Here is a 15,033-nt window from a genome sequence, read left to right on the forward strand (position 1 = left end):
CCGGCCGGGGGCCGGTCAGGCGCCGGGGCGCGGCCGGTCCGGGGTGCCGCGCAGCAGCAGCCAGGCTCCGATGGAGCCGGCCAGCACCATCGCGCAGGCACTGAACACCAGCCCCGCGTCCCGCAGGCCGAGGGCGAGGGAGAGCGCGCCCACGCCGACCACGGGCAGCGAGATCCCGAGGTAGGCGACGACGAAGAACGCCGACGTGGTCTCCCCGCGCCGGTCGGCCGGGGCGCGGGCGCTGACCGCGCTCAGTCCCGCCCGGAACAGCAGCCCCTGCCCCATTCCCGCCACCACCGCGCCCGCCACCAGCAGCGCCAGCGAGGAGAGCAGCAGCGAGCCGCCGATGCCCGCCAGCCCCGCCACCAGGACGAAGCATCCGAGCGGCAGCGCCCGTTCGGCCGGTACGCCGCCCATGGACGCCTGCCCCACGGTGGAGGCGGCGAACGTCAGGAAGACGACCAGCCCGGAGACGGCGAGGTTGTGCACGCCCAGCGCCTCGGCCATGAAGCTCGGCGCCACCGAGGTGAAGAGCCCGAACATGGCGAACCCGGCGAAGGCCGCCAGCGCCGCCGGGACGAACACCGCCCGCGCCTCGCCGGGCACCGACGGCGTCCGGGGCCGCAGCGGCGGACGGGGCCCGGAGTGCCGGACGGTCTCGGGCAGGACCAGGGTGAGGCCGCACGCCACCACCACCAGCCCGAGGTGGACCAGGTACGGCAGCCGCAGCGGGGAGGGCGCGTACTCGGCGAGGAGCCCGGCGAGCAGCGGTCCGCAGCCGAGCCCCAGCATGTTGGCAGCGGTGGCGGCGAAGGAGGCGCGGCCCCGCCGGTGGCGGGGCGCCAGCTCCATCACCGCGACGGTGGCGGTGCCGGTGAAGAGCCCCGCCGAGAACCCGGAGAGCACCCGCCCCGCGAAGAGCAGCGGCAGCCCGCCCTCGAAGACGAAGCAGAGCGCGCTGGCGGCCGCGCACCCGAGCCCCGCCAGCAGCACCGGCCGCCGCCCCAGCACGTCCGACACCCCGCCCGCCACCACCAGCACGGCGATCACCCCGGCGGCGTACACCGCGAAGATCACCGTGATCATCAGCGAGGAGAACCCGATCTCCTCCTGGTACAGCCCGTAGAGCGGCGTCGGCAGCGTCGTCCCCACCATGACGACGGCGAAGACGTACGCGGCGGCCGCGTACGGCCACGAACTAAGGCTGCCCGCCGGGTCCCGCTGATCGTTTCCCACAAGCGGCAGCCTAAAAACCCTGACCCCGCGAACGCGGGACCCCGGGCGGCGCGGGCGGGGCGCCGCCGAACGCGCCCTCCTCGCCACCGTCGGCCGGCTCCCCGGGGACCCCTCGCCTTCGAGGCCGAGACGCTCCGTGAACCGGGAGAGCCGGGGCCGCCTCCGGTGGAGGCCCCGGCCTGAACGTCCCGCCGGTGGAACTCAGCGGTTGCGGGGGCTGTTCGGCTGCGTCGGATTCGAGCGGTCGTAACTCCCGTGCCGCAGCGGCTCGGTCGGGGGCGCCGCCGTCTGGGGCGTGACCGGGGAGCCGCCCCGCGTGGGACCGGGCTGCTCGGCGCCGTGCGCCGCCGGGTCGCCGCCCGAGGGCGTCGCGCCGTGCTCCAACTGGTCGAGCCGGTGGTCGATCATCTGCTTGACCTGCGGCCGGTCCGCGTGCTCCACCTCGTACTCCCGCACCGTCCGCAGCTCCTCCGCCGGAAGCGCGCGCATCCGGTGTTCGAGGCCGGAGACAGGGATGTGGTCGTAGTCGGGGAGCGGGAGCTCTTCGCGGGACGGCTGGGGGTCGCTCGACTTGTCATGCATCGGTTGCCTCCTCGGTTGGGGTGGCCCTCCGCTGTCAAGGGGTCAAGGGCGGCCGGTCAGGGCTTGAGGATGACCTTGGTCCATCCGGAGAGCCGGTCGTCGAAGTTCCGGTACGCCTCGGGGGCGTCGTCCAGCGGCAGCTCGTGCGAGACGATGAACGAGGGCTTCGCCCGGTCATGGTGGATCAGGTTCCTCAAATGCCGATTGTACGCCTTGACATTGGCCTGGCCGGTGCCGATCCTCTGGCCCTTGAACCAGAAGTCGCCGAAGTCGAAGGGGAGTTTTCCCTCACGCGCCAGCTCGGTCGGCGCGCCCTCGTCCTGCGGCAGGAACACCCCGACCGCCCCGATGGCGCCGGTCGCGCGCACCGAGGCGACCAGGTCGTTCATGGTCGACTCCGGCTTCTCGTGGCCGTCGGCGTCGTGCGCCTGGTAGCCGACGCACTCGCAGCCCTTGTCGGCGCCGCCACCGGTCCGTTCGAGGATCTGCTCGACGTGGTCGCCCTCGGTGTCGTCGACCGGGATCGCCCCGGCCTTCTCCGCGAGCGCCAGGCGGTCCGGGTGGTGGTCCACGACCAGGATCTGGCTCGCGCCGCGCAACGCGGCCGAGTACGCGGCCATCAGGCCGACGGGGCCCGCGCCGTAGACGACGACGGACTCGCCGGGGGAGACGTCGGCGAGCTCCGTGGCGTGATAGCCGGTCGGGAAGATGTCCGACAGCATCACGTAGTCGTTCTCCTTCTCCTGCGCGTCCTCGGGGAGGACCAGACAGTTGAAGTCGCCCCACGGCACCCGCAGGTACTCGGCCTGGCCGCCGGAGTACGTGCCCATCTCCGCGAAGCCGTAGGCGCCGCCCGGGGTGTCCGAGTCGACCGTGAGGCAGAAGCCCGTCCGCTCCGCCTCGCAGTTCTCGCAGAAGCCGCAGGCGACGTTGAAGGGGAGGCAGACGCGGTCGCCGGTCTTGACCCGGTCCACGCCCGAGCCGACCTCGACGACGACGCCGAGGTTCTCGTGGCCGAGGGTGCGGCCCGTCTCCAGGGTGGTGCGGCCCTCGTACATGTGGAGGTCCGAACCGCAGATGTTGGTCGACGTGACCCGCACCAGGACGTCCGTCGGGCGTTCGATCCGCGCGTCCGGGACCTCCTCGACCGCGACCTGGCGGGGGCCCTGGTACACCAGTGCCTTCATGGGGTTCACCGCTCCTCGTCTCGGGATTCGGCTCCGCAGCGCCGGGCTGCGCCCGGGCGTGCTCGAAGCCCGCTGGGGCGGGTGCTCCCGTGGCCGCCCGGGGCGGGGCTGGAGCCACCTCTCCACCGTGACGCAGATCGGGGCGGCTCGCCTCTTGGGGCCGAACGGGTGAGCTGGGCGCGCTCGGCGCGGGACGGGGCCGTCACCGATCGGCCCTCAAGCGTCGTCCGCACTGGTTTTCGTCGCGGTGCGGCTTCGGGTACCGGTTCGGGATGCCTCAAGCGGGCGGGGCCTCAGCCCTCCAGCCAGCCCGCGACCGCCCGTGCCGCCCCGAGCCGGGTGGCCGCCAGTGCCACCGAGAGCAGCAGCCGGGCCTGCCACGGGCTGAGGTCGCCCGCGAAGACCGCCCCCGCCTTGACCAGGTCGACGCCGCCCCCGCCGCCGTAGAGCGGGACGGCCGGGCCGCACGGGACCCGCGAGCAGACCAGGACCGGGACGCCCGCGCCGGTCAGCCGGGCCACCTCGCGGGCGACCCGGGGCGCGGTGTTGCCGGTGCCCGGCGCCGCCAGCACCAGGCCCGCCGCCCCCGCCTCGGCGGCCGCCCGCAGCAGGGTCTCGTCGGCGCCCGGGTAGAGCGCGACCACGTCGACGCGGGGAAGCCCGGTGTCCGGGTCGACGCCCGGCAGGGGGCGTGGCGGGCCGGGCGGGGCCAGTGGGGTCACCCGGCCGTCGTGGACCCGCAGCACCGGGCCCCGGCCGGGAGCGCCGAAGGCGCGGTGCGACAGCGTCTCGACCTTGGTGACGCCCCGGGCCGCGAAGACCAGCCCGTCGAAGCAGAGCAGCGGGCCGCGGCCGCGCGCCAGCGGGTCGGCGGCGACCGCGAAGGCGTCCCGCAGGTTGTCCGGGCCCTCGGGCGAGCGCGAGTCGTACGGCTCCTGCGCGCCGGTCAGCACCACCGGGCGGGGGTCGTCCAGGAGCAGTGAGGCGAGGAAGACGGTCTCCTCCATGGTGTCCGTGCCGTGGGTGACGACCACGCCGTCCGGCCGCGCGCCGTCCGTGCCGGGGACGGGAGCCGCCAGGCAGGTACGGATCTCCTCGACCACCAGGCGCATCTTCTCCAGGTCCCAGGCGAACGACCCGCCCAGCTCCAGCTCGCGCACCGGGACGGCCGGATCGCCGCCGCCCAGCCCCGCCTGGCGCAGCAGGTCCCGGCCGGAAGCGGTCGGGACGCGGCCGTCGGCGCCCCCGGCGGAGGCGATGGTCCCGCCCGTGGCGAGCAGCGCGACGGTGGGCATGGGCGGTCCTTCCGTGCCGTGCCCTCCAGGGCCGGGCGGGGGTGCGAGGGTGTGCCGCACTTCTGGAAGGCGTGCCTCTTCGCGCGCCCGCTTCCAGGATCGGGGCACATCGCGCGGGGCGCGAGCGGGGGCGCGGCTTGGGGGGGCCTGCGGCCGGGCTGGTCCACCGGGGTCGGGTGCCCCGCCGGTCCCGGGCGGGTGGGTGGCCTCAAACGCCGGCCGGGCTGGAGTTGGCTGGGGTGCGTCTGACCGTGCCGGTCACAGGTGGCCTCAAACGCCGCCCGGGCTGGGTTCGGCTGGGGCGCAAGAGCGGCGCCCAGCCACAGGACCCGAACCCCGCCGGAGGCTACCCCCGCCCCGCGACCTCCCGGTCCACCTGTGCCGGGGAGAGGGCGTGTTCGATGGCGAGGATGCCCGCGCCGAGGGCGGCGGCGCTCTCCTGGGTGCGGCTCGGCTCGATGCGCAGGACGCGGGTGGCGAGCGGGTGCGAGCGGCGGTAGACCACCTCGCGGAGACCGGCGAGGAGCGGATCGTGGGCCGCGGCCAGGGCACCGCCGACGACCACGGTGTCCGGGTTGAAGAAGTTGACCAGCCCGGCGAGGACGTCGCCGACGGCCCGCCCCGCCTCCCGGACCAGGCGCACCGCCTCCCGGTCGCCGGACTGCGCCAGCCGGACCACGTCGCTGCCGGAGCGGGCGTCCCGGCCCAGCCGGGTCAGTTCGGCGGCGAGGGCGGAGCCCCCGGCGACCGCTTCCAGGCAGCCGGTGTTGCCGCAGCGGCAGGGCTCGTCGCGTTCGGTGACCCGGATGTGGCCGATGTCCCCGGCGGAGCCCTGCGCGCCCCGGTGGAGGCGGCCGTCGGCGATGATGCCGCAGCCGATGCCGGTGCCGACCTTGATGTGCAGCAGGAAGCGGCAGTCGGGAAAGGCCCGGCGCTGCTCGGCCAGGGCCATCACGTTCACGTCGTTGTCGACGAGGGCGCGGACGCCCAGGCGCGCGGCGAAGAAGTCGGGGATCGGGTAGTGGTGCCAGCCCGGCATGATCGGCGGATCGACCGGACGGCCGGTGGAGAACTCCACCGGACCGGGCACGCCGACGCCGATGGAGCACAGGGTGCGCGGCGGGCGCCCCGCCTCCTCGGTGAGGGCGCGCAGCGTCCGCTCGACGTGGCGCAGGACCGGCTCGGGCCCGTCCGCGATCGACAGCGGGTCCTCCCTGACGGCGAGGACGGCGCCGCCGATGTCCATCAGCACCACCCGGCAGTGCGAGGCGCCGAGGTCCACCCCGGCGACGGTGTGCCCGCCGGTGCGCAGCGCGAGGCGCCTCGGTGGCCGCCCGCCGGTCGAGCCGCCCTCGGCCGCCTCGTCCACGAAGCCGTGCGCGATCAGCGCGTCGACCCGCGAGGAGACCGTGGAGCGGGCCAGTCCGGTGAGCCGGGCGATGTCGGCGCGGGTCTGCGCGGCGCCGGAACTGATCAGTGCGAGCACCTCGCCCGGCGAGTGGAAGGAGGTTGCCGGGGGCCGCTCGGGCGAGGAAGGCATGCCGTCACCCTAAGGAGGAGTTCCGCTGCTCACAAGGCGCGCATTGTTCGGCAGTTGGCCGAAGTTGCGCTCAACTCCCGTAAAAACAAAGTTACTTGGTCCCTTGACAGGTCAAAGGTCCGGGCGGACTCTGCTCGGCAGACCGCTGACCGAGGAGCCAGTCGCGATGCTGACGATGCAAGGCGTGTCCAAGAGCTTTCTGGGAGTGCGCGTCCTCCACGACGTCGACCTCGACCTCCGGGCGGGAGAGGTGCACGCCCTGGTGGGTGAGAACGGCGCGGGCAAGTCGACGCTGATGAAGGTCCTCGCCGGTGAGCACGTACCGGACGGCGGGACCCTCACCCTCGACGGCACCACCCGCTCATTCAGCCACCCGGCCGAGGCGCAGGCGGCCGGAATCGGCGTCATCCACCAGGAGTTCGCGCTGCTGGAGCACCGGACCGTCGCCGAGAACGTCTTCCTCGGCCGGGAACCCGGCCGCTTCGGCCTGGTCGACCGGCGCACCATGGAGCGGCGCACCGCCGGACTCCTCGCCGAGATCGACGAGACCGGCATCACCCCGCGCACCCCCGTCCACACCCTCTCCGTCGCCCGCCGCCAGACCGTCGAGATCGTCAAGGCGCTCGCCTCCGACGTACGGGTGCTGGTCATGGACGAGCCGACCGCGCCGCTCGCCGAGCACGAGGTGGCCCGCCTTGCGGTCCTGGTGCGCCGGCTCGCCGCGCGCGGCCTCGGCATCCTCTACATCTCGCACCGGCTGCGCGAGGTCTTCGACCTGTCGCAGCGCATCACCGTCCTCAAGGACGGGCGCCGCGTCACCACCCTCACCACCGCCGAGACCGACTCCGCCGCCGTCGTCCGCGCCATGGTCGGCCGCGACCTCGACGCCTACTACCCGCCGCGCGCCCGCCCCGAGGAGATCGGCGACCCCGTCCTGACCGTCGAGGACGGCGCCAACGACCGCCTGACGGGCATCGGCCTGACGGTGCGCGCCGGGGAGGTCGTCGGCGTCGCCGGGCTCCAGGGCTCCGGCCGTACCTCCCTGGTCCGCGCCCTGTTCGGCGCCGCCCCGTTCACCCGGGGGACCATGACCGTGGCGGGCCGCCCCCTGCGCCCGTCCCGCCCCCGCGAGGCGATCCGGGCGGGCGTCGCCCTGGTCACCGAGGACCGCAAGGGCGAGGGGCTGGCGCTGCGCCAGTCGGTGCGGGACAACGCCCTGCTCGTCACCCGGGCCGTACCGGACCGCGCGCGCCCGCCGTCGGCCCGCGGGGCCGCCGCCCTGCTGGAACGGGTCCGGCTGCGCGCCACGGGCGACGACCAGGAGGTCCAGTACCTCTCCGGCGGCAACCAGCAGAAGGTCGTCATCGCCAAATGGCTCGCCGCCCGCCCGCGCGTACTGCTCTTCGACGAACCCACCCGGGGCGTCGACGTCGGCGCCAAGGCCGCCATCCACACGCTGGTCAGGGAGTTGGCCGCGGAAGGTCTCGCCGTGCTGATCGTCTCCTCCGAACTCCCCGAACTCCTCGGCATGAGCGACCGCGTCCTGGTCATGGCCGACGGCCGCCTCGCCGGGGAACTCCCCGCCGGAGCCACCGAGGAGGCCGTCATGAGCGTCGCCACCGGCGGCAGCCGGGTGCCCGGCCGCCCGCAGGGCGAGCCGGGCCGGGGACAGGGGGACGCCGCATGACCGGCGACCTGCTCACCGCCCCCGGCGAGGCGCCCGCCGGCCGCCCCGCCCGCACCGGCCGCCGCCTGCGGCTGACCGACCCGGTGACCGGGGTGTGGCTGGCCGCGCTCGCCGTCACCCTGCTCGGCTGGGCGGTGGTCGCGGCCCAGGGCGGGCAGTTCCTCACCACCACCAACGTCGTCGCCGTCCTCCAGAACTGCGTCGCCCTCGGCCTGGTCGCCGTCGGCCAGTCGATGGTGATCCTCACCGGTTCGCTCGACCTGTCGGTGGCGTACCTGATCAGCCTGGGCACCCTGGTCGCCGCCCAGACCATGCAGTCCGGCGGCGTGCTCCTCGCCGTGCTCGCCGTGCTCGCCCTGTCGGCGGCGGTCGGCCTCGCCAACGGCCTGATCGTCGCCGGGCTCAAGGTCAACGCCTTCATCGCCACCCTCGGCACCGCCTTCATCCTCCGCGGCTGGATCGAGGACCGGTACACGGGCCCGGCCGGAGAAGTCACCCCGGCCTTCCAGCGGCTGGGCTACGACCGGATCGGCCCCGTCCCCGTCTCCGTCCTGCTACTGCTCGCCGTCGCGGCGGCCGCCTGGTTCCTCACCCGCCGCACCCGGCTCGGCCACCACATGTACGCCACCGGCGGCGACGAGCACGCCGCCCGGCTCTCCGGGGTGCGCACCCGCCGCACCGTGGTCGCCGCCCACGTTCTGTGCTCGCTCTGCGTGGGAGCCGCCGCCCTCTTCCTCGCCGCCCGGCTCGGTGCGGGCGCGCCCTGGGCCGGCACCGAGGCCCGCTACGACCTGGAGTCGATCGCCGCCGTCGTCCTCGGCGGCACCGCGCTGGCCGGCGGGCGCGGGGGAGTGGCGGGCACCCTCGGCGGGGTCCTCGTCCTCGCCGTCCTGGACAGCGTCTTCAACCAGCTCGCCGTCGACCCGTTCTTCAAGAACGTGGTGCGCGGCGTCGTCATCATCGCCGCGGTCGCCCTCTACGCCCGCCGCCGCACCCCCCGCCGGAGGACCGTATGAGCACCACCGCCACGGCCCGGCCCACCGTCGGCGCGGGCCGCCGCGTCCTGACCGCCTTCGGCACCGCCACCCCGGTCTACGTGCTGCTCGCGGCGGTGCTGATCGCCCTCGCCCTCACCGACCCCGGCTTCTACGAGACCGACCGCTTCCTCGCCTTCGTCAAGCGGGCAGCGCCCCTGGTCATCCTCGCCGCGGGCCAGTACCTGGTCATCGTCTGCGGCGAGTTCGACCTCTCCGTCGGCGCCGTCGTCACCGCGGGCGTGGTCGTCGCCGCCGAGCTGTACGCCGCCTTCCCCGCCCTGCACTGGCTGCTCGCCACCCTCGTCCTGCTGGCCGCGGGCGGCGTCGCGGGACTGGTCAGCGGGCTGGTGACGACCAGGCTCCGCGTCCCTTCCTTCATCACCACGCTCGGCATGATGCTCATCCTGGAGGGCGCCGTCTTCTTCTGGACCGGCGGATCCCCGCAGGGCGCCCTGCCCACCGCCTTCCGCGAGCTGGGCCGGGGCACCGCGCTCGGCTGGCTGCCGTGGGCGGTGCCGGTCTGCCTCGCCGTCGGTCTCGGCGCGTACCTGCTCATGCGGGCCGACTTCGGCCGGACCCTGCTGGCCACCGGCGACTCCGAGCGCGCCGCCCACCTCTCCGGGGTGCGCGTCACCCGCGTCCGCGTCACCGCCTTCGTCCTCTCCGGGGTGGCCGCCGGTCTCGCCGCCGTCCTGGTCGGCGGCTTCTCCGGGGTCTCCGCCCAGGCGGGCCGGGGCTACGAGTTCGAGGCCATCACCGCCGTCGTCCTCGGCGGGGTGCTGCTCGGCGGCGGGCGCGGCTCCGTGGTCGGCGCCATGGCCGGGGCCTTCTCCCTCCAGGCCCTCTTCACCCTGCTCAACCTCCAAGGCGTCTCCGGCGCCCTCGAATCCACCGTCCAGGGCGTCATCGTCATCGCCGCCGTCGGACTCGGCGCCGCCGACTTCTCCCGCCTGCGCCGTCGCCGCACCCGATCCCCGGAAGGGAAACACCGATGAGACCGCGCTCCACCACCCTGACCTCGCTGGCCGCGCTGCTCGGCGCGGCGCTCCTCGCGGGCTGCACCAGCGACGCCCCGGCCGACGGCCCGGCCGCCCCCTCCGCGAGCGGCTCCGCCTCCGCCCAGGACGGTTCGGGCGACTCCGACTTCTTCGACCAGGCCGAGTACGACCGCCAGCTGGAGCTGGCGAAGGAGACCCCCCAGGGCCCGAAGGACAAGCCCTGGGAGCAGATGCTCCGCCCCGAACTCGTCTCCACCGCCGCGTACGAGAAGAAGGGCGGCGGCGACGTCCACCTCTGCTTCTCCAACGCGGGTGTCTTCAACCCGTGGCGGCAGGTCGGGCTGAAGAACATGCGGGCCGAGGTGGAACTGCACAAGGAGATCGGCGACTTCACCGTCCTGGACGCCCAGGGCAAGGACGACAAGCAGATCTCCGACATCCAGGAGCTCACCGGCAAGGGCTGCGACGCGCTCATCGTCTCGCCCAACACCACCGCCACCCTCACCCCGGCCGTCGAACGGGCCTGCGAGAAGCTCCCCGTCATCGTCTTCGACCGGGGTGTGGAGACCGACTGCGCCGTCACCTTCATCAGCCCCGTCGGCGGCTACGGCTACGGCGCGGCCGCCGCCGACTTCCTGGTGGAGAAGACCGAGCCGGGCGACAAGATCCTCGCCCTGCGCATCTCGCCCGGCGTCGACGCGCTGGAGACCCGCTGGTCGGCGGCGAAGCGGGCCTTCGACAAGGCCGGGGTGGAGGTGGTCGACGCCAAGTTCACCGACGGCGACCCGGCCCGTACCAAGTCGATCGTGGCCGACGCGCTGACCCGGCACGGCTCGATCGACGGCGTCTGGATGGACTCCGGGGCCACCGCGGTCGCCGCCGTCGAGGCGTTCGAGGACGCGGGGCAGGAGGTGCCGCCGGTCACCGGCGAGGACCAGCAGGACTTCCTCCAGGCGTGGAAGGAGAAGGAGCTCACCGCCATCGCCCCCGCCTACCCGACCTTCCAGTGGCGCACCCCGGTCATCGCCGCCCTGAAGATCCTCGGCGGCGAACAGGTCCCCGAGGAGTGGACCCTGCCGCAGCCCGTCATCACCGAGAAGGAGCTCGACACCTACCTGAAGCCGGGCATGCCGCCGCTGCACTACGCCATGTGCGGCTGCGAGGAACTGCCGGGCTTCCCGGAGAAGTGGGGAGGCAAGGGATGACGGCCGCGCTGCCGCTCGGCGCCAACCCCTGGATCTGGTACTCGCCGGTGACAGGCCGGGAGCTGACGGCGCTGCTGCCGCGCCTGGCCGGATGGGGCTTCGACTGTGTCGAACTCCCGCTGGAGAACCCAGGCGACTGGGAGCCCGCCAAGGCGGCCGCGCTCCTCGGCGAGACCGGCCTCACACCCGCCGCCGTGATCGCGGTCATGCCACCCGGCCGCGAACTGGTCCGCGCCGGAGCCCGTACGGTGCAGGAGACCCAGGACTACCTGCGGACCTGCGTCGACGCCGCCCACGCGCTGGGCGCGCCCGCCGTCGCCGGGCCCGTCTACAGCTCCGTCGGCCGCACCGGGCGGCTCGACGACGCGGCCCGCGCGGACGCCTGCCGCCAGTGGCGGGAGAACCTGCTGCCCGTCCTCGAACACGCCAGGGACGCGGGCGTGAGGATCGCCGTGGAACCCCTCAACCGGTACGAGACCAGCCTCTTCAACACCGTCGCCCAGACCCTCGACGGCCTCGGCGACCTGCCCCCGGAGCTGATCGGCCTCGCCCTCGACACCTACCACCAGAACATCGAGGAGCGCTCCCTGCCCGGCGCGGCCCGGCAGGCGCGCGGCCGTATCGCCCACGTGCAGGTGTGCGCGGCCGACCGGGGCGCACCCGGCGCCGACGCGCTCGACTGGACGGGCTTCCTCGCCGAACTGGTGGCGGGCGGCTGGACGGGCCCGCTCTGCATCGAGTCGTTCACCGCCCACAACGCCTCCATCGCCGTCGCCGCCTCCGTCTGGCGGCCGCTGGCCGAGAGCCAGGACGCCCTCGCCGTCGACGGCCTCGCCTTCCTGCGCGGCGCGCTCATTACCCTCCCCTGACCTCCCCCCACGGCGCCGCCCGGGCTCCCGCCCCCACGACGGGAGCCCGGGCAGCGGGCCGGAGCACCCCCACCCAGCCCCCGCCGGCAGCGCACCGGAACCGACGGGACCCCCACCGCACGAGCCGCAGAGAGGACCGCACATGCGCCGTCACGCACGCGCCTTACGGAGATCGGCCGTCGCCCTCGGCAGCGCCCTGCTCCTGGCGCTGACCGCCCTGCCCGCCACCGCAGCCCCCGCCGCGGCCGACGAGGAGGAGGCCGACTTCCGCGTCCTGCTCTTCACCGGCGCCGTCGGCTACGTCCACGACTCCATCCCCGCGGGCATCCAGATGTTCGAGGAGGAGGCCGCCGAGAACGGCTTCGAGGTCGTCCAGAGCGACGACCCGGTCGTCTTCGACGCCGAGAACCTCGCCGGGTTCGACGCCGTGGCGATGCTCCAGAACTCCGGCATGGTCTGGGAGACCGAGGAGCAGCGCGAGGCGATGCGCGGCTACGTCCAGGGCGGCGGCGGCATCGTCGCCGTCCACAACACCCTCGACATGGGCGTCGAGGAGGAGTTCCCCTGGTGGGACGAGCTGATCAACGGCGGCGCCCACATGCCCGCCCACTCGCCCGGCGTCCTTGAGGGCACCGCCAAGGTCGCCGACCGCGTCCACCCCTCCACCCAGCACCTGCCCGACCGCTGGGAGCGCGCCGAGGAGTGGTACAACTTCGACGCCAACCCGCGCGGTGACGTGCACGTCCTGGTCACCGCCGACGAGACCACCTACGACCCGGGCGGCTCCGCGATGGGCGCCGACCACCCGATCTCCTGGTGCCGCACCTCCGAGGGCGGCAAGGTCTGGGCCACCGCCATGGGCCACGACGCCGCCTCGTACGAGGAGGAGGCCTTCCGCGAGCACGTCGTCGGCGGCCTGAAGTGGGCTGCCGGGAACGCGCCGGGCGACTGCGGCGGCACCGTCTGGGACGGCTACGAGAAGGTCACCCTCGACGACAACACCGCCGACCCGATGGAACTCGACGTCGCCGCCGACGGCCGGGTCTTCTACGTCCAGCGCAGCGGCGAGCTGAACATCTTCGACCCCGCCTCGCACACCACCCGCACCGCCGGGAAGCTCGACGTCTACACCGGCGGCGAGGACGGCCTGGTCGGCATGGAGCTCGACCCGGACTTCGCCGAGAACAACTGGGTCTACCTCTACTACGCCCCGGCCGGGGCCGAGGAGGACGTCAACCGGCTCTCCCGCTTCACCGTCGAGAACGGCACCCTCGACAAGGAGAGCGAGAAGAAACTCCTGGACGTCCCCGCCTACCGGGACCGCACCTTCCCCGAGCCCGGACACACCGGCGGCGCCGTCGAGTTCGGCCCCGACCGCACCCTGTACCTCGGCGTCGGCGACGACGTGCCGCCCAACCTCGACCCCGACTGGCAGGGGTACGCCCCGCTCGACTGGCGCGAGGGCAAGGAGCGGCTCGACGCCGCCCGCACCGCGGGCAACACCGACGACCTGCGCGGCAAGATCCTGCGCATCACCCCCACCGACGAGGGCGGCTACACCGTCCCCGACGGCAACCTCTTCGCCGAGGGCACCGAGGGGACCCGCCCCGAGATCTACGCGATGGGCTTCCGCAACCCGTTCCGCTTCACCGTCGACCAGAAGACCGGCGACGTGCACGCCTCCGACTACGGCCCGGACCGCGGCCTGCCCACCACCGACCGGGGGCCCGAGGGCCTGGTCGAGTACAACGTCATCAAGGAGGCCGGGAACTACGGCTGGCCCTTCTGCCACGGCGACAACCAGCCCTACGCCCCCTACGACCCGGACACCGGCGAGGTCGGGGAGAAGTTCGACTGCGACCAGCCCGTCAACGACTCGCCCAACAACACCGGCCTGAAGGAACTCCCGCCCGTCCAGCTCCCCGAAGTCTGGTACGGCTACGGCGAGTCCGAGACCTTCCCCGAGGTCGGCAGCGGCGGCTCCGCCCCCATGAGCGGCCCCGTCTACCACTACGACGCCGACAACCCCTCGCCCACCAAGTTCCCCGCCTACTACGACGGCGCGGCCTTCTTCTACGAGTGGTCCCGCGACTACGTCAAGGAGATCCGCTTCGACGACGAGGGCTCCCTGCTGAAGATCAACGACTTCCTCTCCACGAGCAAGTTCAGCAAGCCCATGGACATGACCTTCGGCCCCGACGGCTCTCTCTACCTCCTCGAATGGGGCTCGGAGTTCGGCGGCGGCAACAACGACTCCGGCCTCTACCGGATCGACTACGCCCAGGGCCAGCGCAACCCCGTCGCCAAGGCGGCCGCCTCCGCCACCGACGGCCCGGTCCCCCTGGAGGTCGACTTCTCCAGCGAGGGCAGCGAGGACCCGGACGGAGACAGCCTGGAGTACGCCTGGGACTTCGACGGTGACGGCACCTGGGACTCCACCGACGCCGACGCCACCCACACCTACACCGAGAGGGGTGACTTCACCGCCCAGCTGAAGGTCACCGACTCCAGCGGCAAGTCCGGCTACGCCAACATCCCCGTCACCGCGGGCAACACCGCCCCGAAGGTCACCGTCGAGACCCCCCTCGACGGCACCCTCATCGAGTTCGGCGACAAGATCCCGTACAGGATCACCGTCACCGACCCCGAGGACGGCGAGGTCGACTGCTCCGAGGTCGTCCTCAACCCGGCCCTCGGCCACGACGACCACGAACACCCCACCACCGACCTGCGCGGCTGCGAGGGCACCGTCGACACCGGTGACCTCGGCGGCCATCCGGAGGGCGCCGACCTCACCTACGTCCTCAACGCCCGCTACACCGACCACGGCGCCGAGGGCACCAGCGAGCTCACCGGCTACGGCCGGTCCGTCCTCCAGCCCCGCCACAAGCAGGCCGAGTACCACGACGACCAGTCCGGTACCCGGATCGTCAGCCAGGAAGGGGCCGAGAACGGCAAGCGGATCGGGGACATCTCCGACGGCGACTGGATCGCCTTCGACCCGATGAGCGTCGAGACCGGCGTCGCCGGCGTCACCTACCGCCTCTCCTCACCCGAGGGCGGCGGCGCCGTCGAACTGCGCGCGGACGCCCCTGACGGCGAGCTGCTGGCCACCACCCCCGTCCCGGCCACCGGCGACTGGGACGCGTACGAGGAGACCGAGGCGGTGGACGTCGAGGCGGTGGAGGGCACCCACAAGCTCTACCTCGTCTTCACCACCCCGGACGAGAACGCCTTCGACCTCGACGCGGTCACCTTCCACAGCCCCTGACCGGCCCGATTCCGGCCAGGAGCCCGGCAGATGGGTGGGCCGTCCGTCCCCCCAGGAACGGGCGGCCCACCCCATATCAGGGACGGCCGGCGCCGTCGTCCAGCGGCCGTCCCGCCGCCGTAGCGG

Annotated in this window: 11 protein-coding genes; 6 read left to right on the forward strand and 5 right to left on the reverse strand. The window is 73.7% G+C overall.

The window, feature by feature from the left end:
• Positions 1-15: 15 nt before the first annotated feature.
• The 5 genes from ACFWMZ_RS23225 to ACFWMZ_RS23245 all read right to left on the reverse strand — a co-directional run bounded on the left by ACFWMZ_RS23225 (position 16) and on the right by ACFWMZ_RS23245 (position 5,840).
• The gene (locus ACFWMZ_RS23225) at positions 16-1,236 is read right to left on the reverse strand and encodes an MFS transporter (protein WP_383203847.1); all 1,221 of its coding nucleotides are present in this window, start codon (positions 1,234-1,236) and stop codon (positions 16-18) included.
• A gap of 201 nt (positions 1,237-1,437) precedes the next feature.
• Positions 1,438-1,818: a hypothetical protein gene (locus tag ACFWMZ_RS23230; protein ID WP_383203850.1), complete on the reverse strand. Its 381-nt coding sequence runs from the start codon at positions 1,816-1,818 to the stop codon at positions 1,438-1,440.
• Positions 1,819-1,874: 56 nt separating this feature from the next.
• Positions 1,875-3,005 carry a glutathione-independent formaldehyde dehydrogenase gene (locus ACFWMZ_RS23235; RefSeq protein ID WP_383203853.1) on the reverse strand — a complete coding sequence of 377 codons (1,131 nt, stop codon included), beginning with the start codon at positions 3,003-3,005 and terminating at the stop codon, positions 1,875-1,877.
• Between the two features lie 293 nt (positions 3,006-3,298).
• The gene (locus tag ACFWMZ_RS23240; RefSeq protein ID WP_383203856.1) at positions 3,299-4,300 is read right to left on the reverse strand and encodes an asparaginase; all 1,002 of its coding nucleotides are present in this window, start codon (positions 4,298-4,300) and stop codon (positions 3,299-3,301) included.
• A gap of 346 nt (positions 4,301-4,646) precedes the next feature.
• Positions 4,647-5,840, reverse strand: a complete 1,194-nt coding sequence (locus ACFWMZ_RS23245; protein WP_383183270.1) for an ROK family protein — start codon at positions 5,838-5,840, stop codon at positions 4,647-4,649.
• A gap of 166 nt (positions 5,841-6,006) precedes the next feature.
• On the opposite strand from ACFWMZ_RS23245, the gene ACFWMZ_RS23250 reads away from it, so the two are divergent.
• The 6 genes from ACFWMZ_RS23250 (at position 6,007) to ACFWMZ_RS23275 (ending at position 14,907) form a co-directional block, all read left to right on the forward strand.
• Positions 6,007-7,527, forward strand: coding sequence for a sugar ABC transporter ATP-binding protein (locus tag ACFWMZ_RS23250; protein WP_383183272.1), 1,521 nt, complete (start codon positions 6,007-6,009; stop codon positions 7,525-7,527).
• Entirely contained in the window at positions 7,524-8,543 is a 1,020-nt protein-coding gene (locus ACFWMZ_RS23255) for an ABC transporter permease (protein WP_383203859.1), read from the forward strand. The genes ACFWMZ_RS23250 and ACFWMZ_RS23255 overlap by 4 nt, the downstream gene beginning before the upstream one ends.
• Positions 8,540-9,559: an ABC transporter permease gene (locus ACFWMZ_RS23260; RefSeq protein ID WP_383203862.1), complete on the forward strand. Its 1,020-nt coding sequence runs from the start codon at positions 8,540-8,542 to the stop codon at positions 9,557-9,559. The genes ACFWMZ_RS23255 and ACFWMZ_RS23260 overlap by 4 nt, the downstream gene beginning before the upstream one ends.
• Positions 9,556-10,767, forward strand: coding sequence for a substrate-binding domain-containing protein (locus tag ACFWMZ_RS23265; RefSeq protein WP_383183278.1), 1,212 nt, complete (start codon positions 9,556-9,558; stop codon positions 10,765-10,767). Before ACFWMZ_RS23260 ends, ACFWMZ_RS23265 begins: the two co-directional genes overlap by 4 nt.
• Positions 10,764-11,636, forward strand: a complete 873-nt coding sequence (locus tag ACFWMZ_RS23270) for a sugar phosphate isomerase/epimerase family protein (protein WP_383203865.1) — start codon at positions 10,764-10,766, stop codon at positions 11,634-11,636. Before ACFWMZ_RS23265 ends, ACFWMZ_RS23270 begins: the two co-directional genes overlap by 4 nt.
• A gap of 142 nt (positions 11,637-11,778) precedes the next feature.
• On the forward strand, positions 11,779-14,907 hold the full coding sequence (locus tag ACFWMZ_RS23275) for a ThuA domain-containing protein (RefSeq protein ID WP_383183282.1): 3,129 nt from the start codon (positions 11,779-11,781) through the stop codon (positions 14,905-14,907).
• Positions 14,908-15,033 lie beyond the last annotated feature (126 nt).

The organism is Streptomyces sp. NPDC058373, assembly GCF_042723275.1.
Lineage (GTDB): Bacteria > Actinomycetota > Actinomycetes > Streptomycetales > Streptomycetaceae > Streptomyces.